We start from the raw sequence: 24722 nt of genomic DNA on the forward strand, positions 1-24722 counted from the left end.
TCACGGGAAACCATCGGGAATCGAGCGCACGCTGAATCGGGCCGGATGCCCTGCCAACGCCCGCGTCCAAATTGGCTTTCCGGCGCGGGCTGGCAGCCAGGTGTTGGCTCTTAGGAGGCAATACCTGGCTGGGCTTTGAGCCATGTTTCTGCCTCCGGCCGTGAGGTGAACAGCCGAATGGTGCATCTCGCGGGGACTTTGCTCATGTAAAAGTACGCTGTGGCCCAGTCAACTGGTGAGGAAGCAACAATTGCCAGGACTGAAACAGGCAGCGGAGATGCGGCCAGGAGCGCTTCGATTTGAAGCTTCACCCTCCGTACGCCGCAGAGCTCTATGAGGACCGGGTAGGTCCTCCGGCCAGTCAGGCTGGCAATCTTTCCATGAACACTGGCGGCGTTCTTCTCGGTCACCTCCGATGCAGTCCAACGGAGGTACACGAAGCCGGCAGCGAGCATCACGCAGTTCGGTTCGTCAGCGCTTGTTTTCTTGGTCATGAGGATTCCGGATATGCCTTCGGTGGTCGGGCGGAGCGTGGCAGCAGCACGCGCACGGGACCCTCCTTTAGATACGGTGTGTGTTCTGCTACTCAGGGTTTTAAGGGGCAGCATGTTTACTCTTGCCCGTGAGCACGGCGACGACCGGGAGGTTTGATCAGCTAAGGATGTCCCTAACTGGCTAACTGAAAGACCGCTGTTCCCAAGTCTCTCCGTAAGGAACTTCTGCGGAGATTTTGACGCTGAAAGAGTTGAAGTCGTGCTGGGTGACCATGATTCCGTGCCGGCCGATGAGCATCGCCCGCGAACGAATCTCATTGACTGCAGCGGTGATGTTTTCCTGAAGCGATTCCGCGTTTGCGCCATCAACTTCAATGGCAGGGTGCAGTGTGGGCATGGTGATTCCTCCCGAGGGTGGGGCGTTAGGCAGGGGACAGGCCGGGGTCGGTCGCAGGCGACATCGTCGGGCCCGCAGCTGTTTACGGGACGGATAGCCCCGGCGGGCGAACCGGGTTCTTGAGTTGGATGAGGCTCAGGCACGGATCAGGTCGTTGGTCTGAACGATGGTGGCGAACTCTTGGTGGAGGTTTGTAGCGGTGATGTGCGCCAACTGGGAGGCGCTAGTTATGGATCCGTCCGGGGCCGCACGGTCAAAGGTGTGTGTGGCATCGAGGACGAAGTAGACGGTGAAGCCCAAGTTCGCACCTACTCGGGCGGTCGTTTCGCAGCAGTGGTTGGTGGTAATTCCACAAACCACGATGTCTTTGATGTCCTGGTTCGTGAGCCATGCAGCGAGGTCCGGCGAGCCGTGGAAACTTGAGTTCACCTCCTTGGTTACCAGGAGGTCGGTGCGGCCGTCTGTCCATGGGTACAAGGCATTGCCCGGGTTGGAGGGATGCAGTGGTGATTCCACTGTTCGTGAGTTGTGCTTGACGAGGACTACGGGGCGGTCGCTGGCGCGCCATTTGTCCAGCAGGGTCCGGATGTTGCCTTCGCACTCCGCGTTGTCCCGGGGCCCCCAAAAGGAATCGTTCCCGAAGCCAATCTGGGCGTCCACGACCACCAAGGCGGCCCGGTCGAGGCCGCCATCCGGCCATAGCCGTGCACGCCCCGCTTCATTCACTTGTCGTGACATGCACTCATTCCTTTCAGGGTAGTGGTGAATGAAACCGTGGCGCCCTGTAGACATCGCGCAACGGGAGGCGCCGCCCGGTCTACCCCCGGTAACCGCGCACATGTCCGTGGGCGGACGGGGGCTGTTCCTCCCTGCGCGTTCAGGGGCAGACCTGCACCACAGTTTTGCCGGACTGGGTGCCCTCACCTTGGGCGATGTGTGCGGCGGCAGCCTCGTCCCAGCCCACCATGCGGGGGGTACTGACAGTGACGCCGGCGGCTACCATATCGAAGACGCCCTTGATGAGCCCGTTGGCCAGCCTGGGGTTGCGGCGGGCAAGGTTGATGATGCTGAAGCCCGTGACGGTTGCATTATTTGTCCGCATGTCCCGCAAGGAGGGCAGGGCAGGATCCGGGTGGCCACTGGCGGCACCATATGATACGAGGCGGCCACCGGCAGTGAGCATCCGCACGGCCGATTCCATGACCGGTCCGCCTACGGATTCCAGTACGACGTCGAAGCCGCCGTTGGGGCTGATGTGTGTGACACGTTCACTGAAGTGCTCATCGCGGGGTACCGGGACGTACCCGGAAGCAAGGGCGCTGATCTTCTCGGGGGAACCTACCCCGCCGACGATGGTGGTGACGCCGTGATGTTTCAGGACGGTTGCAAGCGCGGTACCCACGCCCCCCGCAGCACTGGTGACGAGGACGGTGTCTTCCGGGCCCACGTGGGAGGCCTTCGCCAGCCCAAGCGCCGTGCCCCAGGTCAGGGGGACCGTTGTCGCGGCGGCGAGATCCATTTCCAGCGGTACTTTTACCGTGAGGGCGGCTTCGGCCAGCGCAACTTCGCTTAGCCCGGTCCCGTTGACGGTGAAAGCAACCACACGGTCCCCGGAATGGATATCTGTGACTTCGTCCCCGGTTTCAAGAACGGTGCCGCCGACCTCCAGCCCGGGGATGTGGGGCCAGCCGGAGGTGTAGCCGGGAAGCCCCCTGCGGGCCAGGACGTCTGCAAAGTTCAGTCCTGCGTAGGAAACAGCGATGGTGACTTGGTGGGGGCCGGGTCGCGGCACGCTGCGTTCGCTGTACTGCATGACTTCAGGGCCGCCAGGGCCAGTCATTTCAAGGGTTTTCATGGTGATTTCTCCTGGCTGGATAGTTGCGCCGTTTTGTGATGGTTGACGTTTGTCGTGGTTGTGCTGGTTTCCACCAACGGCGCCCTTGGTGCGGCCTTTGCCGAACGGGGCGCATGTTTCTGTTGCTGTGCCGCGGCTGTTGGGTGATTGTGGGCGGCCGCCACTGCGGTGCGGAGCCGGGACTTCTTGCTGTGCAGCAGCGCGCCTGCTGATGCGACCAACATGACGGCGAGGCCATAGACGTTCGTTGTGGCGCTCTGTCCGATAGAGTCCGCGAGAACGCCGGCGGCGACGATGGGCGCGCCACAGCTCAGGTAGCAGACGGCGTAAACGGCGGCAAAGATCCGGGCGACGTCGCGCGGGGGTGCCATTTGCCTAGCCAGGCGGAATGCACTGGAATTTGCGGTGCCGAATCCAAAGCCGGTGACGATGGAGGCCGTAATGCACCAGCCCAGCGACCCGCCCGTTAGCGAAGCCAGCAAAATCCCAGTTCCTGCGATCAACAGCAAAGATCCGGACATGGCCATGATGACCGGGTGGAATCGCTCGATCACCATACCGCTTATCGCTCCGACGCCGGACAGCAGTCCGATCATGATGCCGCCTGTGAAGCTGCTCGGGGCGCCGCAACGCTCGAGCACGACTCCTGGAAGCAGACTCATGAAGTACCCTCCGGTCATCCAGACAGCGGCGATAACAGGGATAAGGGAGTGGAAATCGGCACGGAATTGCTGGGGGATTGCGGCCCGGGGGATGAGGGATTTCAGGGCCCCTGGCCGCCGGGGTGAAGTCTCCGGCGTCAGGAGAGTCAAGACGATGCCGGCACCAAAAGTAGCGGCCAGCACCGTGAAAACTGTTGGCACGGGCGCTGAAACCCATTGGGCCACCGCGCCCGCCGCCAATGCGCCGACCGCCATTCCCCCCTGTGTTGCAAAGCTCGCGACGGTAGCGCCAAGCGTCGGCCTGTCCCGCGGCGCCATGTCGGTTACTAACGCGGTCAGGGTGGTGGTGAGTGCCCCCGTGGCGATTCCCTGCAGGGTCCTGCCCGCGATGACCCAGCCCATGTCCGGCGCGTACCCGAGCAACAGCATTGCTGCAGCCTGGAGGGACAGCGCTGAAATGAGCACGGGTTTTCGCCCCAAGTAATCGGAAAGGGAACCGACCGTGAGGAGCGCACCAAGCATTGCAAAGGCGTATGCAGAAAAGGCCAGGGTGAGGAGCCACAGGGGGAAGCCCCATGAGGCCTGCATGACCGAATACAGGGGAGAGGGGGCACCGGCCGCCGCGAGTACGGCGAAGAACAGCAGTGTCAGGCCCGAGAAAGTCACCCGCGGGGACAACCGGAACATTCTTCTGTAGGCTGGATCGCCACCGCTGCTGTACTTGGCCACGGACTATCCAGGCTGGCAGACACGAAGCCCGCCCCGGGTCATTGCTTTGCCTTTTACTGTTTCCATCTCTTCCTATTGCTCTGCAGCTTGAGGTTCCGGGTCGGACACGGTGCTGCGCCGATGCCAGCGTTCCAGGAGGACTTGCGGGTCCGTGTCGCCGTGCAGGGGGGTGGTGCTGCTTGGCGTCCGGCTGAAGCGGGGGGCAGCTGCTGGCTGCACTGACCCTCCAAATTCCGCCCACGTGCCGCGCTCTGCAAAGTGGGGGTGGGACGCAGCCTCCTGAAGAGTCAGGACGGGGCTGACGCAGGCGTCCGCCCCGTCGAATGCCTTCGTCCACTCCGCCAGGCTTCGCTCGGCGACTCTTGCGGCGAACAACTCTTTGGTAGCGGCCCACGTCGCCCGGTCATACTGCTGATCGGCCAGTGCCGGATCCAGTTCCAGCACGGAAAGCACCCGCGAATAGAAGCGCGGCTCAACGGCACCGAACGCCAGATCCCTGCCATCTGCCGTGCGGTACACCTCGTAAAACGGAGCACCCGTATCGATGGCATTCGTGCCCGGCGGATCCTGCCATGCGCCCCGGGCAAGGGCGCCGGCGATAGAGACCATCAGCAGCGCTGCGCCGTCGATCATGGCGGCGTCGATCACCTGGCCGAGTCCCGACATGGCGCGTTCGACCAGCGCGCCCAGGACCCCCACAGTCAGCAGCATCCCGCCGCCACCGTAGTCGCCCACGAGGTTCAGAGGAGGTATTGGGCGTTCCCCCTCCCGGCCGATCTGGCGCAGTATCCCGGAAATCGCCAGGTAATTGACGTCGTGCCCAGCCTCTGTAGCGAGTGGGCCGGTCTGCCCCCAACCGGTCATCCGGCCATAAACGAGCCTGGGATTCAGGTCCAAAAGCACCTCAGGCGAAAGACCAAGGCGCTCCATGACGCCCGGACGGAAACCTTCGATAATGACGTCTGCCACAGCGATGATCTCCTTCACCTGGGCCACACCCTCCGGGTCCTTCAGGTCAACCGTTATACCCGACCGGCCCCTCCAGATCGGCCCCGATCGGTCGTGGGGATCTTCAGGATTCCGCGGCGGGGAATCGATCCTGAGGACCTCGGCCCCCATGTCAGCGAGCATCATGGCCGCGAACGGAACCGGCCCTAGCCCTGCCATTTCGACAACCCGCAGGCCAGTCAGTGCACCCATCTACTTTCCTTTCATAAGCACGGGCCCCGGAAGAGGGTTCCGCGGATCTTCATATTGATAATGTATCAAATATCAGCCATACTGGACACGCAGTCATATCGAGGGAGATTTGAAATGAGTCCACAGCTGTCAGCTGATTTGCTTGACCTTGAGCCCTTTAACGCCGACAACCTCACGGCCCGGCCCTTCGGTCTGGTGGGCACCAAATGTGGCGGATGCGGGTACATCACCTACCCGTCCCGGTCGTTCTGCCCCAAATGCCGCCAGGCAGGGATGGACATTACGCAGGTCATGCTGTCTCCGGCAGGCCGGGTCCATTCCTTTGCTGTAGTGCGCCAAGCCCCGGAAGGCACCCCGGTGCCGTACGTACTGGCCCAAGTCGACCTTGAAGACGGGTGCAGGGTCTTGGCCCAGTGCGTCCCGGCCCAGGCCGAGCAGCTGAACATCAACGATCCCGTCGAACTCGTTCCCGCCGAGTTTCGTTCCCGTTCGAATGAAGCCGTGCTCGGATACAAGTTCCGCACGGTGCGTGAGGAGTCCGCATGACTATCAACCCCGCCCACGTCGCCGGCGCAGGAATGATCAGGTTCGGCAAGTTTCCGGCCTCCACCACATTGGAGGGAATGGCCGCAGCAGCTTCCAGGCAGGCTCTAAATGACGCAGGCGCCGACGTGCGCGATATCGAAGCGATCTACACAGGGCATGTTTTCGGAGGTCCCGTCGCCGGGCAGCGGATAGCAGTGCATCTTGGCCTCGACGGACGACCCGTGACCAACGTCGAGAACTACTGCGCCAGCGGTGCCACCGCAATCCGGGAAGCATGGATCGCACTGGCCGCTGGCCTGCACGACGTCGTCCTGGTAATCGGCGTCGAAAAGATGACGGACCGGGTCTTCGGAGGCGTCAAACCTGATCCAGGTGACTTGGACGCAGCCGTTGGCCTGGTGATGGCCGCCGGCCACGCGATGAGCGCCCGCCGCTACATGGCGGACCACGGGGCCACCCGTGAACAGATCGCCGCCGTGGCAGTCAAGAACCACGCCCACTCGGTGCATAATCCATACGCGCAGTATCAGCACGCGATCACCTTGGAGGACGTCCTGTCAGCGCGTCCCATCGCCGATCCGCTCGGCCTGCTTGACTGCAGTCCGATCTCCGACGGCGCTGCGGCGATGGTGCTCTGCAACGCCAACGGCCTGCGCAAGCTCGGGCTCGCCGCCTCATCAGCCCCCCGCATTCTTGGCTGTGGCCTTGTCAGCGGCAGCCTCCAGATCGGAACAGACGACTTGAACGCCGAAGACGTATCGCGGCGGGCAGCAGAGGCGGCCTGGGAAATGTCCGGGGTCGGGCCGGAAGACATCGACTTCGTCGAAATGCACGACTGTTTCACCATCGCCGAGATCGTCCGCCTTGAGGGCCTCGGGCTCATCCCCGTCGGTCAAGGCGGGCAATGGACCCAAGATGGGTGGACCGGGATCGGGGGCCGGCTCCCGGTCAACCCCAGCGGAGGACTCCTGTCCCGCGGGCACCCTGTAGGAGCAACCGGAGTCGCGCAGGCGTGTGAACTGACGTGGCAACTAAGAGGGACAGCAGGAGGCCGGCAGGTTGAATCGGCACGGATCGGATTGGCTTACTGCAAGGGCGGCACCGTCAGCGGCACCGACGGCGGATCAGTCACGACGCTGGTGATGTCCCAATGACCGCCACTCACAGCGCCACGCTGCAGGACCACGCCCGCCAGACCTCCGACGCAGCAGCAATCATCGGCGATGGCCCCACGGCCAAGGCCATAGCTGCCATGGCACCTGAGCTGTTTTCCGAACCGGAGCGCAACGAAAATACCTCAGCCGTCTGTATCGTCCCGTCACTGGCCGCAGCCCTGCCCGCCCCGGAGTGGACAGCGGCACATTTGGCCGCTGCCGTCGGCGACCCCCTTGTCTGGGTGGTCCATGAAGTCCAGTCAGTCATCGTTCCGTTAATTGAAGCCGGGAAGCCCGGACGGATCGTTATTATTCTTCCTGCCGAGGAGGCTCTGGGCAGAGCAGGGGACGCAGCTGCCGGGGCAGTTTGCGGCGGCATCCTGTCGATGGCCCGCACATTGTCCCTGGAGCTGAAGCGAAAGGCCATCACAGTGAACGTTGTCTGCGTCGACACCGAATCATGCTACGAAAAGCCGACAATTGCCCAGGCTCTCCGTGGTCAACTGGAGCTTCTTTTCCGGAGAGATTCGTGGATTACCGGCCAGGAGATCTGGGTAACCGACGGAACCGAAGCGGGGAGGGTGCGGCCATGACCGGACGTGGAGTGGCCCTGGTGACCGGGGCCGCAGGCGGCATCGGACGGGCAATCGCCATGGAACTGGCCGCCCAGAAGCATCACGTCGTCCTCGGTGACCTGGATCTGGAAGCGGTATCGGTGATCGAGCAGGCAATCCGCACAGCCGGAGGATCTGCTACAGCGGTACCACTGGATGTCACCAGCCAGGAATCCAGAGCCAAGGTCATCAGGCTCTGCGACGAGGACCTAGGCGGGCTGAACACACTGGTCAACTGTGCAGGGGTGCTGCAGGACTCCCTGATCGAACGAATGCCCCTTGCCATGTTTTCCCGGGTATTGGAGATCAACCTCGTCAGTCCTTTGGCCTTGATCGCAGAAACCGTGGACCTGATGCGGCGCAGCGGAGGCGGAGCCATCATCAATATCGCTTCCCGTGCCTGGCTGGGCATCTTCGGATCCACCGCATATGGCACGTCCAAGGGCGGGCTGGTGGGCGCCAGCCGGGCCTTGGCCCTGGAACTTGGGCGGGACGGGATCACCGTCAACTGCATCGCACCGGGATTCATAGAGACCGACATGTCCGCCTCGCTGCCCCCCAAAGTCAGGGAAGCGACCTTGGCCTCCCTGGCGGTCCGCCGCGCCGGCCAGCCGTCCGATGTTGCAACCGCCGTTGCATTTCTTGCCCAGGCACCGTACTGCACGGGCCAAGTGCTGCCCCTCTGCGGCGGCCGCAGCATCGGTACCCCCACCATTTCCTTGCCAACGGCAACGAAGTAAAAAAGGAAAACCACAGTGACCACCACCAAACCTCAGGCCACCACCTGCAGCGGGCTGCTTCGGGAAACGGCCGCGCTACACCCTGAACGCACTGCATACATCTTCGATGATCGACACAGCACCTTCGCCGAGTTCGACGCGACCGTCAGCCGATGGGCCAAGGGCCTGCTGCACCTGGGTGTTCAACGCGGAGAGGCTATCTCGGTGCTCGCCGGAAACCACCCGCACTTTCTACATCTTGCCTTCGCCGCGGCACGGATCGGCGCCCACCTAGCCCCCCTTAACACCTGGCACACACCTGATGAACTGCAGTACACCCTCAACCACTCGGACGCCGTCGCGCTGTTCACCGTTGACATCCTCAGGGCAAGGAACTTCAACGCCGCCGTCTCCTCGTTTTTGCCCGAGCTCAACGAGGCCCGTGCCGGCAGGACCTTTGCCGCGGCACCGGAACTAAGGGATGTGGTGTCCCTGGGGCAAGGCCTCCCCGGGATGATGAACTTGGAAAGCTTCCTTGAGGGTGCGCAGCACATCTCCGATGAACAACTGCACGAGCGCGAGCAACTGAATGCATCCTCGGATCTGATGTACCTGCTCTACACCTCGGGCAGCACGTCCAAGCCCAAGGCTGTCATGCTGCACCAGGGCGATGCCATAGAGAACGGCTACCAGATAGGCGTGCGGCAGGGGATCGATGAAACCGACAGAGCATGGCTTGTCACGCCGCTGTTCTACGGGGTCGCCGCACTCCAAGCACTCTTTGCCACATGGACGCACTTCGGCACGATTGTCCTCCAGGAGGCGTTCGAACCTTCCGCCGCCCTGGAAATCCTCGAGCGTCATCGGTGCACGGTGTACTTCGGCTTCGGCAACCTCACACGCAAGTTGTTGGCGGCACCTGGGTTCGACAAGGGCAAAGTCTTTCTGCGAAAAGGGATGATCGGTTTCTCGGTCGAAGACCGGCGGCTCGCCATCGAAGAATTGGGCGTCGAACACGGTGTGAGCGTATACGGGCTCACCGAAACCTATGGCCTGGCAGCCCTTACCGACTACAGGGACCCAAAGGAAGTCGTCATGACCACCCAGGGAACACCGCTGCCCGGTGTGGACATCCGCATCGTAAATCCCGAGACCGGCCAGCCCGTCGAGGCAGGCGTTGTAGGGGCAATCACCGTCCGGGGACGAACGACGTCAGGCTATTACAAGGACCCGGTTCGCTCCATGGAGGCTTTTTCCGCTGACGGCTATTTCCTGACAGGCGACCTCGGCCGCTACGACAGGGACGGGCGGCTCCAGTTTCAGGACCGAAGCGGGGAGATGATCAAGACCGGCGGCGTCAATGTCTCACCTCAAGAGGTCGAAATGCTGCTGGACCGTGTGCCAGGCATCAGGCAGGCACACGTGTGCGCCGTCCATGACGAGGAACAAGGACAAGCGGTCGCGGCCTTTATTGACGCAGACGCCGACCTGAGCCCCGACATGATCCGGCAGCAGCTCAAGGCAGTGGCAGCCAGCTACAAGATTCCGAAGTACTTCTTTTATCGAAGCGATGATTCACTTCCGCGACTGGCCAGCGGCAAAATTTCCCTGCCGGCTTTGAAGAAGGAAGCTGCCGAACTCGTCAGCAGCGCGGTCGAGGCACGATGAACACGGCCACATCACTTCCACGGACGCCCGCTTCCGGCACACCGGGCGGGACGTCATCCGGCCCTGACATCCGCCTGCCCCAAGGTGGCAGGATCCTTTCCACAGGACTGGGCTTCACCGAAGGTCCATGCACAGACGGACCCGGCCACCTCTTGGTGACCAGCATCAATCGCGGTTCGGTTTACCGGATTCCTTTGGAATCCGGGCAGGAACCGGAGCTGGCCTTCGAGTGCGGCGGCGGGCCCAACGGGCTGGCTGTCGGACCCAACGGAACGATTTTCGTGGCCCAGAACGGCGGCACGGCGATGGCATCCAAGTCCCAGGTGCCAGCCAAGCCGTCCATTCAGCAGTGGCAGAACGGCAACCTCACCGTTGCCCTGGACACCGGAGTTTCGGCACCCAGCGACTGTGTAATTGGCCCCGACGGGTGCCTGTGGTTCACCGACCCCGCAGACCATGAAATATTCCAACGAGGGGCACCAGGACACCTTCGCTCCTGGAACCCCGCGACCGGGGAACTGCACACCTGGCTCACCGAGTTGGCATTTCCCAACGGCATCGCTTTCGGTCCCACCGGCACGGAACTCTATCTGGCCGAAACCTCGCTTCGGACTGTGACCCGCTATCAAATGACGGATACGGGACCCGAAGCCGACGGATGGATGGCCACCATCCCTCACGGACATCCCGATGGAATCGCCCTCGACGCGGCCGGCTGGCTGTGGGTCGCAGGCAGCACCGGGCACAACCTCATGGCCTTCGATCCAACCGGCCGAATGTGCCATGAAATCGACTTCGGACCAGGCGTTCTGGTCACGAGCCTCTGCTTCGGCGGCCCTGGTCTGTCGAGGTTGTACGTCACGACTCCCAAAGGCGGGACCGTACTTGAAATCCCGGCCCTGCACCCAGGCCTGCCCCTGCCTGTCCACCGGCAGCGCGGCGGGAACATCGGCAGCCCCGACGGCGGCTCTTGAACGGCGACGGCGCCTGCCCGAGCGAGGTCATGGCCCGGCTTGCTGCCATCTACGGCAGCGCCGGACCAGGCCTTGCCCTATTGACCCAAATCGACCCGGGCTTTACAGCCTCATTCACGGCCTATGCTGAGGCAGCGTACCGCGGGGCATCACTTGATCCCCGCCTGCGACAACTCCTGCTCCTCGCCCACGACGTATCCATCACGAACCTGGATGGAACAGGCGCCCGAAACCGTGTTCTCCTGGCGCTGCAGGCAGGCGCCACCGAGCGTGAGGTCACCACGGTCATTGAGCTGGTGACAATGGTTTCCTTGCATGGGCTGACCAGAGGATTTCCGCTACTGTGCACGCTTGAGGAGCAGGTTTCGGACGCTGACGCTCCTACCGGCGGTTATTGGGCTGCCTTCGAGACCGCCTTCCCCGCATTTCACCGGAGGATGAAGGCGGCGAACCCTGATGCGTTCGCCGCCTACCGGGCGATGGGGGAGCACATCTGGACGACGGGCGGCCTGGACCCGGCCTGGGCCGAGCTGGTCTTCGTTGTCATCGACCTCGCCAACACCCATCTCTTCACCGAGGGCGCCGCCTTTCACATTCGAAACGCACTGCACTACGGAGCCACGCACCAGCAGGTACTGGACGCTGTATTCCTTACCGTCCCGAGTATCGTCCGCAGCCTCGAAGTGGGTCTGAGCGCAGTCGCCGAGGCGACTGCGCTCTTTGAGCAGGAGAACAAGGCCGGCAGGACAGGCTAACCCTTCGTTTGACCCTGTCGGCCCCGCCCGGCAACGGGGCGGCGTAGAGGTTCATAGGCCTGCGGCGGCCCCCTGCGCCGGCCACGAAGCGGCGACGGGGCGGCGAGAATCGGCGGGTACCGCCCGGCCGGGATCGAGGAACCGGCGGCAGCAGAGACCTTCCGCGGGCTTCTTGATCCGTCGATCTGCGAGGCGGGTCGGTGCACGGCTTCCTTTCATGCCCGGCTAATCTCCGAGGAGACCCTCGGCCGCCTTGCGTGCCTGGGGACGGTGCGTCCCGGCAAACCAGGAAAGACGCGGGAGGACAACGCCCGGACCTGGTGAGCGGGTGAGGGGTGCGGACAGGGTCCTCGCAGCGGAGACCTCCGGCTAGACATCCTCCAAGACATTGGCACGCCGCAGCTTATCGACCACGTGCCGCCCCTCGGCGACCGTGTGGTCCACACACGCGCGGTCCGCACCCGCACCATCACCTCGTTCGAGTGCAGCCAGGATTAAGGCGTGTCCGGCGTTCGAATCTTCGATGGATCCGGAAGGGTTCTCGTAGACTGCCCGGGGAAGATTGTGCCCCAGTTGCCGCAGTACCGAGGTCAGCCGCCGGCTGCCCCCGGTCTGAGTGACCAGAGCGTGGAACTCCCAGTCAAGGTCATGATAGGGCCCCCAGGTTTCCGTCCCGCACATCTGCTCATGCAGGGCCCGCAAGCGGGCCAGCGTGACTTCATTCAGCCGCCGGGCTGCCCGGTTCGCTGCCAGGCCCTGGATCATCCCGTACATACGGTAATGGTCTTCGATATCCTCCTGCAGGATGGGGACGACGAACGTTCCCCTGTGAGGTTCGGAAGAGACCAACCCTTCTGTCTCCAACGTGATCAATGCCTCCCGGACAGGCAGTCGGCTGACGCCGAGCTCCTCGGCCAGGGCGTCCTGAGGCACCCGCTGACCGCTGCGAAGAGTTCCGTCAAAAATCAAAGCCCTGATACGGTCCGCCACGTGGTGGCTCATGGTCCGCCGCGGGGCTTTGACCTCCCCGCCCCGCCCCCCGTGCAGCTGCTGGGAGGAAGCCGCCGGGCTTTCCAGCTGTGGAATGTTGGTCATTGAGGAACCCCTTTCCTATCAGACCAAAAGGACTGGATTTGATAATACATCAAATCCAGTCCTCGGTTCGGGATAGGGTTAGACCGTTTGCACTGCGGGGCTGGGTGCTCCTCCTATCTCCTCGATGATCTCTTCATCCGAGTAGATAGCTCGCTTGGACAGAGCGACAACGGATACAGCCCCGATAACTCCACACACTGCCATCCACGTGCTGATCAAAAGTGTTGATCCCGTCCAGCCAAACAACAGTGTGGCAAGGAAGGGTGTTGCGCCTCCCAGGACACTGACGGAGATGGCCTGGCAAATTGCGACGCCGCTGAACCTGACGCGCGGATCGAAGCGGCTGGCGAGCATCGCTGCTTGGGGAGACACGAGGGCGGCGTGCGCCGCGGCCAGCGCGAAGGCCATGCCGGCGAAGATCAGTCCCGGCGACTTGGAGTCGACGAGGAAGAACAACAGGAAGCATGAGGGGATGGACAGCAGACACCCTGCCAGCAAGACGGCCTTCTGTGAGAAAACATCACAGAGCCAGCCACAGAGTGGAATGGCGAAGAAGTACACGGCGGCCGCGGAAAGGAGCGGATTGAGCAGGGAGCTGCTGGGCATTCCGGCCACCGACGTTCCGTAGGACACCGCGTAAGTGCTGACGACGTAGAAGAGAACCGAGCCTGGGGCAACGACGCCGGCAGCGAGCAGGATGTCCCGCCACTGGCTCTTGAACAGGCGGCCAATGGGGGCGCGGACTTTTGCCTGGTTTTGTTCCAGAGCAGCGAATACAGGGCTTTCCTCAAGGCCAAGTCGAATGAACAGGGAGATGATGAACAGGACCGAACTGAAAAGGAAGGGCAGCCGCCAGCCCCATTCAATGAAGCCCGTTCCGGAGATGGCAGTGCTCACGTTCACGGCCAGGGTTGCCAGAAGCAGGCCGCCAGGCGCGCCCACGTAGACAAGGCTGCCGTAGAAGCCGCGGCGCCGTTCCGGTGCATGCTCGACGAGCATCAGTGCCGCGCCGCCCCATTCCCCGCCGATCGAGATGCCTTGGGCGAAGCGAAGGACCACCAACAGGACCGGTGCCAGCCATCCTATTTGGGCCTCCGTCGGAAGGCATCCGATTAGAACGGTGGCGGCGCCCATCATTGACAGTGACGTTATGAGTGTGGCGCGCCTGCCCAGCCGGTCCCCCAAGTGACCGAAAATGAGCGCCCCGATCGGCCTGGCGAAGAAGCCCACAGCCAAGGTGGCGAACGCCGCCAACGTTCCGGCCAGGGCGCTGTAGCTGGGGAAAAAGAGCTTTCCGAACACGAGTGCTGCCGACGTGCCGTAAATGAAGAAGTCATAATATTCAAGTGTCGTGCCGGCGACGGCGGCACTGCCGAGCCGTCCAATACTGGCACGTTTTACTTCTGGTGAAGATGACATTGGTTACTTCCTGTCGAAGCTAAAGAAAGGGATACAGCCCGGTTACTGCTGCGCGGCCGTCCCGTATCGGGGGTCGCGGGCAGCCGTCATGCGCCGGAGGGTAAATCGGGATGGGAGTCGCCCTGCGCGATTTACATGTGCAACTTGTCACCCAGACAAGCCGGGCTCTCGCGGCTGTCGCTGGGCATCAGCGGCCCGCTAAGGGGCGCCATCGTCCATTAGCGGGATAAACATGAGGAGTAAGCTGTGGCTCACCTCACACTGAATCATGTATCAAATATAAGATCAAGCCGTTCGCGCGTCAAGCACGCCTGGCTCTTGCGCCTGCGCGCAGCGGGTTGCTGCAGTTCCGCTGCCGCTATCGGAAAAAGAGTGGCGGATTCGACGAAAAAAGTTGATAATGTATCAGAAATCCGAAGCGCGGATGTTGCGAGTGTGAATCGAGAACTGCATGAAAGCCATCGTTGTAGAAGAGCCGGGTTCGCCGGAGGTCCTGCGCCTGACATCCGTTCCGGACCCGGTTGCCACAGGCAGAGACTGCCTGGTCCGGGTCATGGCGTGCGGCGTGTCGTCCCACGACATCGCGACTCGTAACGGGACCCTGCGGCGGGGAATCGTCATGCCGGTCATTTGCGGGCACGAGATCTCCGGCGAGGTCGTTGCCGTGGGTCCAGAGGTTACGGAATGGAAACCGGGCGATGAGGTCGTTAGTACTCAGCGCCGGCGTGTCTGCGGGCGCTGCAAATGGTGCCGGAGCGGCCGCGAGACGCTTTGCCCGGACCATGAGTTCCTCGGGGACGTTGGGCTCAACGGCGGATATGCCGAGATGGTCCTCATTCAGGAAGACAACCTTGTCACAAAGCCCGGCAATCTTTCGCACGCCGAGGCGTGCGTGGTGGCCAGTGCAATTGGCACCGAGCTCAACGCTCTCTGTGATGTGGCAAGGGTTCAGGCAGGGGAGTCCGTGTTGGTCACCGGAGCCGGGGGAGGCCTCGGGATTCACGGAATTCAGGTAGCCCTGGCCTGCGGAGCCCGGACGCTTGCCGTCACCACATCCGAGGAAAAGGGCGACGTGCTGCGCCAGTTGGGTGCCGAGGTGATTCTTGCCGAGCGCGGTAAGGACTTTTCGCCGCTGGTACTTGCCGCAACAGGAGGCGAGGGTGTTGATGTCGCCATCGACAACGTTGGCAGCCCCGTGTTCACCGAAGTCCGGCGGAGCATGGCCAGAGGAGGCCGATGGGTTCTCGTCGGTCAACTGACGGGAGACTTTATTCCCTTCAATCCGGCACAGCTCTTCCTGCGGGGAATCCATTTGATGTCTGCTCTAAGCACGTCCAGGCAGCAGCTGAAAACCTCGTTGTCTCTGGTCGAGCGGGGCTTGGTCAAGCCGATCATTAGCCATCAGCTGCCGCTGGAGCGGATTGCGGAGGCCCACGAACTTGTTGAATCAGGGCGCAGCTTTGGGCGGATTGTGGTCTTGCCCAATATGAATACTCAAGACCAGCTGCCGTCAGCGCCGTAACCGCAGCTCGCCACTGACCCCTGCATCGTTAGGAGCGCGGGGCCGTAGTTTCCCGCGGCCCCGCATAGGCGGATTTAGTCTAATCCGCTAGACGGTCGGAGAGGCTGCAGGGCGGGGGCGCTAGGGTCAGCCTCCGGCCCGGGCGGATTCAGCCGGGGGCCGCTGTTCAGCGGCCGCGATGCGTTCGTCGAAGTGCATGGCGAGCAGTTCTCCTGAGTGCACAATGTGGCTTTCCATGGCTGTCCGAGCCGCATCGGGATCTTTCGCCCGTATGCCGTCCAGGACTCTTGCATGGTCGTCCAGGGTGGCTTGAGGCCAGCCTGGGATTGATGAGTAGAATCTGCGCGGAACGTAGCGTGTCATCAACCCCAGGACCCAGACGATCTTGCGGGAGTCGGCGAGGAGGTTTATTTCGCGGTGAAAGGCGTGGTTCTTCTCTTCGAGGAGCTCCAGATCGCCCCGTGCCGCCGCCGCGATAAGTTCGTGGTGGAGGGCCTCGAGTTCAGCGACGTCAGCCGGCCCGGCCTTCGTCACGGCCCGGGATGCCAACTCACCCCCAATGAGGGCCTGAACCTTAAAAAGGTCCCGGATGTCCTGTCCGGTCAAGGGGGCTACCAGAAAACCCCTGCGGGGAACGAGCTCAAGGAAGCCCTCCACCCGCAGAGCCTGAAGGGCTTCCCTGGCCGGCGTCGTGGAAATCTCCAACGCCTCACCGATGGACTCGGGACGAACCGATGTCCCGGGCCGCAGTTCGCCGGACATGATGAGTCCGCGCACATACGAGGCAGCTTCATCGCTCAACTGCGGGCGGGCACGGCTGCGGGAGCTGTGGTTCGTCATGGGGGGAAGGCCTCTTTCTGGTGTAATGCTCCACTACAACATACGGCAGCGGCCGGGTCGCCCTTTTGTGCACCCGCCGGAAGCAGGTCACCCCTTCCAATGCTAGGGATGCTGTCCTGCTTCCATGAGTATCTTTCGGGCCCGTTCCACGACTGGCTTGTCAACCATCTGTCCACTTACCTGCGCGGCGCCGCTCGAAGCTTGGACTACCTCCCGGGCCCAGGAGACATCCTCCATGGACGGCCTGAAGGCATCATGGACTACCGCCACCTGTGCCGGATGAATACACAGCTTGCCGCCGAATCCGAATCTGCGGGCGTGTCGTGCTGACCGGGATACAAGCGCCGTTGACACGATGTCGGTGGACGGCGAATCCCATGGGGCAGCGATTCCAGCAACCCGTGAGGAAACCACGAGGTGGGATCGTGCGTAGTCGAGGAACCGGCCCTCGGTCGCATTTGTGTCGAGCAAGTAGTCAATCGCGCCGAACGCCAGGCGGCTGACTTTTGGCACCTGCGCCAGGGACAGGGCGTTGGACAGTCCCAGGGCTGATTCAACGAGAGGCACCAATGACAGTCCTTCCGGGATGCGGGCGCTCAGCTTCCCAAGTGTTCGCGGATTCTCCGCCTTGGGCACCATAATCCCCAGGAGACCGTTTCCGGGCTCTCTGGACAGTTGCAGCAGTGCAGCGGTTTCCTCCCTGTAGCTCTCGGATTCGGAGTGGTTCACCCTTACCATCGCGCTTAAACCACTGCTGCTTTGCGGTGCGAGCTCCGCCAGCACTGTTTCCAGGGCAGATCTTTTTGAGGATGCCGCTACCGAATCCTCAAGATCGACGATGACCACGCCGGCGCCGGAGTGAGCCGCCTTCAAGAAGCGCTCCGGCCGGTCACCCGGAACAAAAAGAGCTGTGATCGCTCGTGTGACCCGGCCTTTCACAGCGTTCCCAGGTCTGGGAATGAAGACTCATCCGGCCGGGCTGCGCTCACATCAGGAAGATGTCCCTGCCGGTACACGAGGAATGTTCGACGATAGCTGATGACAATCTCCTGCTTCTGGTTGAAGCCTTCCGTCGCAACGGTGACCAGTCCAAGCCCCGGCCGGGACTGGGAGGGCCGGCACTCCAACACTTTGGAGCGCGAGTAAATGGTGTCCCCCTCATAGACGGGGTGCGGCATGCGTACCGTGTCCCATCCAAGGTTCGCGAAGACATTCATGGACAAATCAATAGTGGACTGGCCGGTGACCAAGGCCAGCGTAAACGTCGAGTTCACCAACGGGCGACCGAACTCGGTTCCGGCAGCGAAGTTGGTATCGACGTGGGTCTTTGCAACATTCTGGGTCAGGAGGGTGAACCACTGGTTGTCTGCCTGGGTAACGGTCTTCCCGAACGGGTGATAGTAGATGTCGCCCACCGAAAAATCCTCGAACAGCCGCCCGCTCCATCCAGCAACAACTCGTACGGCTTCGGGCCCTTCACTGCCCTGCACCTTATCCGCCTCTTCCGACGTCATCGTCTCTCCTTGCTTCAAATCACAAATATATAATGTTGAAATCCGCTCAAAGCCCAGCAGTCGAGCCAAATCTTTCAGCATCGGCTCCCTTGTAGAGCCTCAATATATTATGTATTTTAGAGGGCAGGCATCGATATTACAAAGGAGTGACCATGCTGACCGACACGATCAAGACAGACGGGCTGCGAGCCCTTACCCGTGATCTGTGCGCCGACTTTCCGGATGAGTACTGGCGTGAGACGGACCTTCACCGCCGGTACCCGCAGGAGTTCGTGGATCACCTGACTGCAAGCGGACTTCTCTCGGTACTCATACCGTCCGAGTACGGCGGCCTTGGCCTGGGCTTGACCGAAGCGAGCGTGGTGATGGAAGAGATCAACAAGTCGGGGGGACACTCTGCGGCGTGCCATGCACAGATGTATACGATGGGGGCGCTTCTTCGGCATGGCTCTGAGGCTCAGAAGCGGGAATTTTTACCCCAAATCGCCGCAGGCGAGCTCCGCCTTCAGGCGTTCTCCGTAACGGAGGATGCGGCGGGTTCCGATACGACCAGCATTGAAACGGCGGCTGTGCCAGACGGTGACGGGTTCGTTATCAGCGGACACAAGAGCTGGACCAGTCGCATCGACGAATCGGATCTCGCCCTGGTCCTTGCGCGAACGTCGGCCAAGGGAGAGGACCGGACCCATGGACTGACGTTGTTCCTCGTTGATCTCCGGCAGGTCCGGGCAGAGCAGCCGGAGGCTCTGAAGGTTGTCAAGGTCCGGACCATGTTTAACTACGCAACCAATCAGATCTTCTACGAGGGCTTGCGGGTTCCCGCCAGCTCCGTCATCGGCGAGGTAGGCCAGGGCTTCCGGTACGTCATTGACGGCTGGAACGCCGAGAGAATCCTCTTGGCCGCCGAAGCCATCGGCGATGGTTACTGGTTTACGCAGCGGGCAACTGACTATGCGAATCGTCGTCAAGTGTTCGGCCGTTCCATCGGTGCAAACCAAGGTGTGCAGTTCCCGATCGCCGACGCCTACATGAAAATCCGTGCCGCAGACATGATGCGCTATGAAGCGGCCCGGCTGTTTGATGAGGGCAAGCCTTGCGGTGCCGAGGCGAACATGGCTAAACATCTGGCATCAGAGGCGAGCTGGGAAGCGGCCAACGTATGCCTCGATACCCACGGCGGCTACGGGTTTGTCGATGAATACGACGTGGAACGTAAGTTCCGGGAAACGCGAATGTTCCAGGTCGCCCCGATCAACAACAACCTGATCAAATCCTTCATTGCGACGAAGGTCCTCGGCCTGCCGCGCTCCTACTAAATGGCATTCGTGAGATTGCATCTGCAGCATGACTGGCTGGCTGTAATCGGTCAGTGCGTTGAGATACGGAGAGGCCATACCCCGGTGCGCACCGGGGTTGTTGACTCGGTCACCGACGATGGCTGCATTCTTTGGATCGCCGCGCACGGTGTTCACCCTCGCATGATGATTGAGCGCGCGCTGGGCTTTCAGGTCTGGGTTTCCTACAAGTGGGACACCCAACGGTAGGCCACAAAGTCGGTCGCGCCTGCGGGCAGCCCCCGGCTAACAGGTCCCCTTCGGGACACCGCGTCGGTAATGCGTTACAGAGGGGCGTTCCCTACCTTGCCACGCAGAAATAGCAGGTAGCACCTGGTGGGGATCGGGGCTGCAAGGAGTGGTTTACCCCACGTTCACAGCGCAGGCCGGAAGCCTGCAGAAAGAGAGACTGATGTACCCCTTACACCCCGAAGAATTCCTGATGCTCCACAACGCGGAACGCGACCGTATGAGCACCAGAATGACTGGTCCCCGCGGAGAGAATGCCGATGACCCCGACGTATGGGGCAGCGGCAAAGGTTCCTCCTGCCCAACGGAACGGGAAGAAGCACCCGGGCAGCCCGCGCCTCAGAGTCACGGACACCCCGTGAGCCGGCGGAGGTTGGCATGACACTCACCCAGTGGCTACTCAACGCCGGTCTCTTGGTATTTATCCTGGCATCCAATCTCGGGACCAGGCCTCTCACGGCAGCCCGCCTGGCGATGCCGGTGGTCCTCTCCGTTTTTGCGGCCGTCGTGTTCCTCTCCAACGCCCCGGTCGTTGGCAATGACGTTGCCCTGGATTTTGTAGGGGCGGCGGCAGGCGTGGCGCTGGGGATCGTGGCAGGGATGCTCATGCGGGTCAGACGCGGTGCAGGCCGAAGACTTGTCAGCACCGCCGGTAGCGCCTATGCAGTGCTATGGTTCATCGTCATCGGAGGCAGGGTTGCCTTCGCTGAATCGGCTAACGGATGGGCCAAGGCTGCCATCACCGACTTCTCCATAAGCAACCGCATCACCGGCTCGGATGCATGGACCGCGGCCTTCGTCGTCATGGCGCTCACGATGGTCGCCGCCCGCGTGCTCACCACAATGGTCCGGTGCCGGGTCTTAGCCTCTTCCGCCGGGTCCGGCACAACGTCGGATTCTGGGACCTTCATTCCTTCCCACGCCAGCCAGGACCACAATGTCGCACAGGAGCTGACTGCCCGCGCCTCTTTCGGAAGAAGGCCGTGATGCGTACCGCAGTTGTTTCCCGGCTCCGCCCCCTTTATGAGGCCCTGGGGCTGGCGGCGGGAGTCATGGTGCTGACCATCACCGTCGCGTACGTTCTCGGCTGGTTGACACCAGGGCTTGATCCCTTGCACCGTCGGTTTATCGCCGTGCTGGTCCTCGCCGTCTTCGCCACGGTAGTACTCGTAGCCAAAGACCGAACGATACTACGCGCTGGAGGCGTTGAGCCCCGGTTATTGATCATCCCAGGCATTATCGTCCTGTCGCCTTTCGCAGGCGGCATGAAGGATGTCGGGTTTGAAACCGGAAGCCTTCTCGTGGCCGGATACCTCGCAACGGGTGTGTACGAAGAACTCTGGTTTCGAGGAATGATCTTGAAGAGCCTCCACACGTGGACGCCCCTGCGGTCAGCCTGTCTGTCCTCAGCCCTGTTCGGCTCCGCGCATCTGTCCAACCTCGCATTTGGCGCTGATCCTGCAGTCACAGCTGCCCAAGTCATCGGCGCCGCATGCTTTGGCTTCGGACTGGCCGCCCTGCGGCTGCGCGGGACCGCCCTGTGGCCCCTGATCGCCCTGCACGCGGTTGGAGACATCGCCCTCCAATTCGGGAACATGACAAGTGCATGGCGCTGGACAAACATGATCGTAAGCGACACCTGCATGCTAATTTTCGGGCTGATCATCCTTCGTGCCTCCACCGGCCGAAGAAGTGACTCCAGCATCACCTAATACGGTGATCTTGCAGGGACGTCATATCGAAGCGAAACCGTCGTCCTGCGCGTCGCTGCTCGCCACGATCGACCCGCTCCGCCTAATGAGCACACCAACTCCCGGCAGGTTCTCCCTTCCCGACCACCCAGCTCCCGTGATTTAGGTTGGGGGAGCCGGGCAGGGAACGCGAAACCCCTGGAAAAAAAGGCAGTCGTGCCATTGCCTGTAGGGCAGCACCGAGACAGGGCACACCTGAAGCCCGGAAAAAGGAGAGACAATATGCATCAACGACCATCCCAGGACGGGGCAGCCAGGGATTCCATGTCGGGAGTGCCTAAGCCCACGACCGGTGCCCCTGTCAGTTGGCTGGCGACCTACCCGATCGCTCTTCCGCGTGACTATGACATGGGCATCATCAGGGAAAGAGTTGCTACCCGCGGGACCGCGTTGGACCAGCGTGCCGGGTTGAGGGTCAAGGCGTACCTCATCAGCGAAGCCGGCGTCGATGGTTCAAGTGTGAACATGTATGCGCCCTTTTACCTCTGGTCAGATGCCGCCGCCATGGCGGAATTTCACTGGCAAGGCGGTGGATTCGAAGGAATTGTCAGGGATTTCGGACGGCCACGGGTCCATACATGGCTGCCCGTAGCTACCGCATCAGGCGCGCTTCCCCACGGGCAGGCCCGGCATGCGACCACCCTGTCCTCACCGGTCGGTCCTGATCTGCTCGCCGGAGCCGACGAGCTGGCGGCACTTGTGCGTCAGCTCTCACTGCAGCCGGGTGTTGCATGGGCAGCGGCAGGGATCAATCCCGAAACATGGCAATCGGTCCTCTTCGCCCTCGGCGACGAAACCATGGACGCCCGCGGGGACCGCTGGCAGGTCCTGCACGTCAGCGCACCGGGCTGACCTCTCGCCGATACCACGCGGCGAAACAGGCAGACCCGCCAGAGACGCAACAAGACCACCGAAGACCCGGCTCGTCCCTGAAATGACCCGGTACCGTAAAAACCAATAGCCAGTGACTCGACAATCAAAGTTTGGGAGAAAGAGAAATGTCCGCCGTACAGGAACACAACAAACAGCTGTACGTTCTGTCCGTAACTTACCTGGTCGACCTAACGGAAGTGGACCGGCACCTTGACGCGCACCGCGAGTGGCTGGACAAGAACTTCGCGTCGGGACTGTTCATGGTTTCCGGGCCGCAGGTTCCCCGGCGGGGCGGGGTGATTCTCGCCAGGGCCAACGACGAACCGTCGATTACGGAAGTGGTTAACAAGGACCCGTTTGTCCGGGCAGGTGTTGCCCGCTATGACATCGTTGCGTTCAGCCCGACGCGGGGACCTTACGCTGCCCAGCTTATGGAGGCTCCGGCGACCACCGCGGTTAGCTAGCGTGTCGCAGCTGCTAGGTTCCGGTAGCACCACCTGGCGCGGCGTCCGCGTACGGAAGGCTCAAATGCACCCGGAATCCTCCCGGGAAAGGGCCGGCGGTTACCGTGCCGCCAGCCAGGTCAGCCCGTTCGGTCATACCCGTTAGGCCATACCCCGGTGCCCCCGTCGGCGTTTCCGGCGGCCCGGAGGTGTTGGTGACGTACAGGTCCACCGTGCCAGGACCCCAGACAAGCTCAACCTCAACGTCGGACCCGGGGGCATGCTTCCGCACATTGGAGAGAGATTCCTGGGCGGCCCGGTAGAGTGCCAGCTCAGCTTCCGGAGTCAACGGTGCGGGGATTCCCCGGTCGATGAAGGAAGTCTGACCGGCTGAGGCGAGGCGATGCTGATCAACGAGGGACCCGATCCGATCCGGCCCCGGCAGGTCCTGTCCCCGCAATGTCCGGACGGCATCCCGGGCTTCGGCAAGACCCGATCGGGAAAGTTGCTGGGCTTGCTGGATCGTTTCGAGGACTCGGGGATCCGCTCGGCTGCCCTGGGCCAGGAGCCGTGCGCCCTCAAGCTGAAGAACAAGGCCTGAGAGAGTGTGGGCCAGGACATCATGCATTTCCCGTGCCATTCGAGCCCGCTCAGCTTCGAGGGAAGCTTCCCGCTCCGCTTCGCGACTGACCTGTAGCTCATGCAGAAGTTCGGTGATGCGCAGCCTTTGCTCCTTCTCCCGCCGGAGCAGTGTGCCGACAAGAAAGAAGAACGCCACGCCGGCGTCGGTTGCCAGAATGAGTGCCAGAGCGGAGTGGGCCGTACCGAGCTGAAGGACATTGAATGCCAGCACACCCAGCAAAGTCACCGCGGCAAGCACAGGCCGGGGAGAACGCAGGGGAGCGAACGCCGCCAGCAGAAACAGTGCGATGACCTCACTCGCCGGGTCAGCGGCGCGCATGCCAACAACAGCCAGCGCCATCAATACCATCGAGCTCACATACGCAGGGGCCGGGAGCTTCTCATGGACCAGGAACGGCACGGCGGAGCCGGCGAAGACCAGAGCCGACAGAAGATTCAGAAGACCAAGACCACTGGTGTTGAAGCCGGGGCCACCCAAGCCTGCAGTGACGACCACCAAGGCCACCATGGCAAGCCCCAGCGGTGTCAGCCATTGGCGGGAAGCGATCATGGCAGGAATCTTCCCACAAATCACCGCGCGCACCATCACCCCCGAGCTGAGGCCCCTTCCGGACAGGATGCTCTGGAGGACCAGACGTTTGACCTTGGAGACATGAGATGCTGAAGCCACTGACTGAAGGGAGCCGGCAATGAATGAACCCGGAGTTCGGGTGTTGATCGCCGACGACCAAAAAATCGTCAGGGATGGACTATCCATGATCCTGGGCCTTCTGGATGGCATCGAAGTCATCGGAACCGCCGTAGACGGCGCTGACGCTGTCCGACAAGCCCAAGCCCTGAAACCCGACGTTATCGTGATGGACCTTCATATGCCGGTGATGAACGGCGTAGAGGCTACCGATATCCTCAGCCAGGAAATGCCGGCTGTAAAAGTCGTCGTCCTGACCACCTACGCCGATGACCAATGGGTGTTCTCGGCTCTAAGGGCCGGAGCACGCGGCTTTTTGACCAAGGACGCTGAAGCAGAGGAAATCCGACAGGCCCTTATAACTGTCTCCCGTGGCGAGGCACAACTCGACCCCACCGTCCAGCGACGTCTCCTCGAGGCCTTGACCCGCGGTGATCACGCCGGTTTGATCGCCGAACCCGACCACTCGCCCAAGGCCGGGCACCGTGAGGGTTTGACGCCCCGGGAAACGGATGTGTTGGTGCTGATCGCTGAGGGTCTTTCGAACGGGGAGATCGCGGACCGGTTGTTTGTTTCGGATTCGAC

26 protein-coding genes are annotated in these 24722 nt (G+C 62.1%); 14 read left to right on the forward strand and 12 right to left on the reverse strand.

Going from position 1 to position 24722, the window contains the following annotated elements; genetic code table 11:
- Positions 1 to 110: 110 nt before the first annotated feature.
- The 6 genes from DFO47_RS20725 to DFO47_RS20750 form a co-directional block, all read right to left on the reverse strand.
- Positions 111 to 494: a hypothetical protein gene (locus DFO47_RS20725; RefSeq protein WP_133832881.1), complete on the reverse strand. Its 384-nt coding sequence runs from the start codon at positions 492 to 494 to the stop codon at positions 111 to 113.
- Positions 495 to 675: 181 nt separating this feature from the next.
- Entirely contained in the window at positions 676 to 891 is a 216-nt protein-coding gene (locus DFO47_RS20730) for a hypothetical protein (protein WP_133832882.1), read from the reverse strand.
- 135 nt (positions 892 to 1026) lie between these two features.
- Entirely contained in the window at positions 1027 to 1629 is a 603-nt protein-coding gene (locus DFO47_RS20735) for an isochorismatase family protein (protein WP_133832883.1), read from the reverse strand.
- Positions 1630 to 1768: 139 nt separating this feature from the next.
- Positions 1769 to 2746 (reverse strand): zinc-binding alcohol dehydrogenase family protein, encoded by a 978-nt coding sequence (locus DFO47_RS20740; RefSeq protein ID WP_133832884.1) that lies wholly within the window; start codon positions 2744 to 2746, stop codon positions 1769 to 1771.
- Positions 2743 to 4137, reverse strand: a complete 1395-nt coding sequence (locus DFO47_RS20745) for an MFS transporter (protein WP_133832885.1) — start codon at positions 4135 to 4137, stop codon at positions 2743 to 2745. Before DFO47_RS20745 ends, DFO47_RS20740 begins: the two co-directional genes overlap by 4 nt.
- A 72-nt stretch (positions 4138 to 4209) precedes the next feature.
- Complete coding sequence (locus tag DFO47_RS20750) at positions 4210 to 5337, reverse strand: CaiB/BaiF CoA-transferase family protein (RefSeq protein WP_133832886.1); 1128 nt, start codon at positions 5335 to 5337, stop codon at positions 4210 to 4212.
- A 114-nt stretch (positions 5338 to 5451) separates the two neighbouring features.
- On the opposite strand from DFO47_RS20750, the gene DFO47_RS20755 reads away from it, so the two are divergent.
- From DFO47_RS20755 to DFO47_RS20785, 7 genes are read left to right on the forward strand one after another with little or no spacing between them, the layout of a single operon-like run.
- Positions 5452 to 5883 (forward strand): Zn-ribbon domain-containing OB-fold protein, encoded by a 432-nt coding sequence (locus DFO47_RS20755; protein ID WP_166651778.1) that lies wholly within the window; start codon positions 5452 to 5454, stop codon positions 5881 to 5883.
- A complete protein-coding gene (locus tag DFO47_RS20760; protein WP_133832888.1) occupies positions 5880 to 7037 on the forward strand; it encodes a thiolase family protein in 1158 nt (385 codons plus the stop codon). Before DFO47_RS20755 ends, DFO47_RS20760 begins: the two co-directional genes overlap by 4 nt.
- Positions 7034 to 7630 (forward strand): hypothetical protein, encoded by a 597-nt coding sequence (locus DFO47_RS20765; RefSeq protein ID WP_133832889.1) that lies wholly within the window; start codon positions 7034 to 7036, stop codon positions 7628 to 7630. Before DFO47_RS20760 ends, DFO47_RS20765 begins: the two co-directional genes overlap by 4 nt.
- On the forward strand, positions 7627 to 8391 hold the full coding sequence (locus tag DFO47_RS20770; protein WP_133832890.1) for an SDR family NAD(P)-dependent oxidoreductase: 765 nt from the start codon (positions 7627 to 7629) through the stop codon (positions 8389 to 8391). The genes DFO47_RS20765 and DFO47_RS20770 overlap by 4 nt, the downstream gene beginning before the upstream one ends.
- Before the next feature lie 15 nt (positions 8392 to 8406).
- Positions 8407 to 10038, forward strand: coding sequence for a class I adenylate-forming enzyme family protein (locus DFO47_RS20775; RefSeq protein WP_133832891.1), 1632 nt, complete (start codon positions 8407 to 8409; stop codon positions 10036 to 10038).
- Complete coding sequence (locus DFO47_RS20780; RefSeq protein WP_133832892.1) at positions 10035 to 11012, forward strand: SMP-30/gluconolactonase/LRE family protein; 978 nt, start codon at positions 10035 to 10037, stop codon at positions 11010 to 11012. The genes DFO47_RS20775 and DFO47_RS20780 overlap by 4 nt, the downstream gene beginning before the upstream one ends.
- A complete protein-coding gene (locus DFO47_RS20785) occupies positions 11009 to 11767 on the forward strand; it encodes a carboxymuconolactone decarboxylase family protein (RefSeq protein ID WP_133832893.1) in 759 nt (252 codons plus the stop codon). The genes DFO47_RS20780 and DFO47_RS20785 overlap by 4 nt, the downstream gene beginning before the upstream one ends.
- A gap of 369 nt (positions 11768 to 12136) precedes the next feature.
- On the opposite strand, the gene DFO47_RS20790 is transcribed toward DFO47_RS20785, so the two are convergent.
- Positions 12137 to 12862, reverse strand: a complete 726-nt coding sequence (locus DFO47_RS20790) for a GntR family transcriptional regulator (RefSeq protein ID WP_166651779.1) — start codon at positions 12860 to 12862, stop codon at positions 12137 to 12139.
- A 78-nt stretch (positions 12863 to 12940) separates the two neighbouring features.
- The gene (locus DFO47_RS20795; RefSeq protein ID WP_133832894.1) at positions 12941 to 14281 is read right to left on the reverse strand and encodes an MFS transporter; all 1341 of its coding nucleotides are present in this window, start codon (positions 14279 to 14281) and stop codon (positions 12941 to 12943) included.
- Between the two features lie 451 nt (positions 14282 to 14732).
- On the opposite strand from DFO47_RS20795, the gene DFO47_RS20800 reads away from it, so the two are divergent.
- Complete coding sequence (locus tag DFO47_RS20800; protein ID WP_133832895.1) at positions 14733 to 15803, forward strand: alcohol dehydrogenase catalytic domain-containing protein; 1071 nt, start codon at positions 14733 to 14735, stop codon at positions 15801 to 15803.
- A gap of 126 nt (positions 15804 to 15929) precedes the next feature.
- Here DFO47_RS20800 and DFO47_RS20805 read toward each other — a convergent pair whose 3' ends face one another.
- The 3 genes from DFO47_RS20805 to DFO47_RS20815 all read right to left on the reverse strand — a co-directional run bounded on the left by DFO47_RS20805 (position 15930) and on the right by DFO47_RS20815 (position 18238).
- Positions 15930 to 16643: a GntR family transcriptional regulator gene (locus DFO47_RS20805; RefSeq protein WP_133832896.1), complete on the reverse strand. Its 714-nt coding sequence runs from the start codon at positions 16641 to 16643 to the stop codon at positions 15930 to 15932.
- Positions 16644 to 16745: 102 nt separating this feature from the next.
- A complete protein-coding gene (locus DFO47_RS20810; protein ID WP_243835586.1) occupies positions 16746 to 17582 on the reverse strand; it encodes a CoA ester lyase in 837 nt (278 codons plus the stop codon).
- Complete coding sequence (locus DFO47_RS20815; protein ID WP_243835588.1) at positions 17579 to 18238, reverse strand: MaoC family dehydratase; 660 nt, start codon at positions 18236 to 18238, stop codon at positions 17579 to 17581. Before DFO47_RS20815 ends, DFO47_RS20810 begins: the two co-directional genes overlap by 4 nt.
- 71 nt (positions 18239 to 18309) lie before the next feature.
- Here DFO47_RS20815 and DFO47_RS20820 point away from each other — a divergent pair, with 71 nt between their 5' ends.
- The 5 genes from DFO47_RS20820 to DFO47_RS20835 all read left to right on the forward strand — a co-directional run bounded on the left by DFO47_RS20820 (position 18310) and on the right by DFO47_RS20835 (position 22828).
- On the forward strand, positions 18310 to 19473 hold the full coding sequence (locus DFO47_RS20820) for an acyl-CoA dehydrogenase family protein (protein ID WP_133832898.1): 1164 nt from the start codon (positions 18310 to 18312) through the stop codon (positions 19471 to 19473).
- A gap of 645 nt (positions 19474 to 20118) precedes the next feature.
- On the forward strand, positions 20119 to 20727 hold the full coding sequence (locus DFO47_RS21180; RefSeq protein ID WP_166651780.1) for a hypothetical protein: 609 nt from the start codon (positions 20119 to 20121) through the stop codon (positions 20725 to 20727).
- Positions 20727 to 21452 (forward strand): CPBP family intramembrane glutamic endopeptidase, encoded by a 726-nt coding sequence (locus tag DFO47_RS20825; RefSeq protein ID WP_166651781.1) that lies wholly within the window; start codon positions 20727 to 20729, stop codon positions 21450 to 21452. Before DFO47_RS21180 ends, DFO47_RS20825 begins: the two co-directional genes overlap by 1 nt.
- Positions 21453 to 21713: 261 nt before the next feature.
- The gene (locus tag DFO47_RS20830) at positions 21714 to 22343 is read left to right on the forward strand and encodes a DUF4865 family protein (RefSeq protein ID WP_208294443.1); all 630 of its coding nucleotides are present in this window, start codon (positions 21714 to 21716) and stop codon (positions 22341 to 22343) included.
- Positions 22344 to 22489: 146 nt separating this feature from the next.
- Complete coding sequence (locus tag DFO47_RS20835) at positions 22490 to 22828, forward strand: YciI family protein (protein WP_243835590.1); 339 nt, start codon at positions 22490 to 22492, stop codon at positions 22826 to 22828.
- 13 nt (positions 22829 to 22841) lie between these two features.
- Here DFO47_RS20835 and DFO47_RS20840 read toward each other — a convergent pair whose 3' ends face one another.
- Entirely contained in the window at positions 22842 to 23999 is a 1158-nt protein-coding gene (locus tag DFO47_RS20840; RefSeq protein WP_166651782.1) for a sensor histidine kinase, read from the reverse strand.
- A gap of 139 nt (positions 24000 to 24138) precedes the next feature.
- Here DFO47_RS20840 and DFO47_RS20845 point away from each other — a divergent pair.
- A partial coding sequence (locus DFO47_RS20845; protein WP_133832901.1) for a response regulator transcription factor occupies positions 24139 to 24722 on the forward strand: 584 nt, incomplete at its 3' end.

The sequence above is a fragment of the Arthrobacter sp. AG258 genome (genome assembly GCF_004364695.1).
Classification (GTDB): Bacteria; Actinomycetota; Actinomycetes; order Actinomycetales; family Micrococcaceae; genus Arthrobacter.

Coding starts and splice junctions, on each gene's coding strand:
- DFO47_RS20725 (WP_133832881.1), bottom strand. CDS start 494: ATGACCAAGAAAACAAGCGCTGACGAACCGAACTGCGTGATGCTCGCT.
- DFO47_RS20730 (WP_133832882.1), bottom strand. CDS start 891: ATGCCCACACTGCACCCTGCCATTGAAGTTGATGGCGCAAACGCGGAA.
- DFO47_RS20735 (WP_133832883.1), bottom strand. CDS start 1,629: ATGTCACGACAAGTGAATGAAGCGGGGCGTGCACGGCTATGGCCGGAT.
- DFO47_RS20740 (WP_133832884.1), bottom strand. CDS start 2,746: ATGAAAACCCTTGAAATGACTGGCCCTGGCGGCCCTGAAGTCATGCAG.
- DFO47_RS20750 (WP_133832886.1), bottom strand. CDS start 5,337: ATGGGTGCACTGACTGGCCTGCGGGTTGTCGAAATGGCAGGGCTAGGG.
- DFO47_RS20755 (WP_166651778.1), top strand. CDS start 5,452: ATGAGTCCACAGCTGTCAGCTGATTTGCTTGACCTTGAGCCCTTTAAC.
- DFO47_RS20760 (WP_133832888.1), top strand. CDS start 5,880: ATGACTATCAACCCCGCCCACGTCGCCGGCGCAGGAATGATCAGGTTC.
- DFO47_RS20765 (WP_133832889.1), top strand. CDS start 7,034: ATGACCGCCACTCACAGCGCCACGCTGCAGGACCACGCCCGCCAGACC.
- DFO47_RS20770 (WP_133832890.1), top strand. CDS start 7,627: ATGACCGGACGTGGAGTGGCCCTGGTGACCGGGGCCGCAGGCGGCATC.
- DFO47_RS20780 (WP_133832892.1), top strand. CDS start 10,035: ATGAACACGGCCACATCACTTCCACGGACGCCCGCTTCCGGCACACCG.
- DFO47_RS20790 (WP_166651779.1), bottom strand. CDS start 12,862: ATGACCAACATTCCACAGCTGGAAAGCCCGGCGGCTTCCTCCCAGCAG.
- DFO47_RS20795 (WP_133832894.1), bottom strand. CDS start 14,281: ATGTCATCTTCACCAGAAGTAAAACGTGCCAGTATTGGACGGCTCGGC.
- DFO47_RS20800 (WP_133832895.1), top strand. CDS start 14,733: ATGAAAGCCATCGTTGTAGAAGAGCCGGGTTCGCCGGAGGTCCTGCGC.
- DFO47_RS20805 (WP_133832896.1), bottom strand. CDS start 16,643: ATGACGAACCACAGCTCCCGCAGCCGTGCCCGCCCGCAGTTGAGCGAT.
- DFO47_RS20815 (WP_243835588.1), bottom strand. CDS start 18,238: ATGCTGAAAGATTTGGCTCGACTGCTGGGCTTTGAGCGGATTTCAACA.
- DFO47_RS20820 (WP_133832898.1), top strand. CDS start 18,310: ATGCTGACCGACACGATCAAGACAGACGGGCTGCGAGCCCTTACCCGT.
- DFO47_RS21180 (WP_166651780.1), top strand. CDS start 20,119: ATGACACTCACCCAGTGGCTACTCAACGCCGGTCTCTTGGTATTTATC.
- DFO47_RS20825 (WP_166651781.1), top strand. CDS start 20,727: ATGCGTACCGCAGTTGTTTCCCGGCTCCGCCCCCTTTATGAGGCCCTG.
- DFO47_RS20830 (WP_208294443.1), top strand. CDS start 21,714: ATGCATCAACGACCATCCCAGGACGGGGCAGCCAGGGATTCCATGTCG.
- DFO47_RS20835 (WP_243835590.1), top strand. CDS start 22,490: ATGTCCGCCGTACAGGAACACAACAAACAGCTGTACGTTCTGTCCGTA.
- DFO47_RS20840 (WP_166651782.1), bottom strand. CDS start 23,999: ATGATCGCTTCCCGCCAATGGCTGACACCGCTGGGGCTTGCCATGGTG.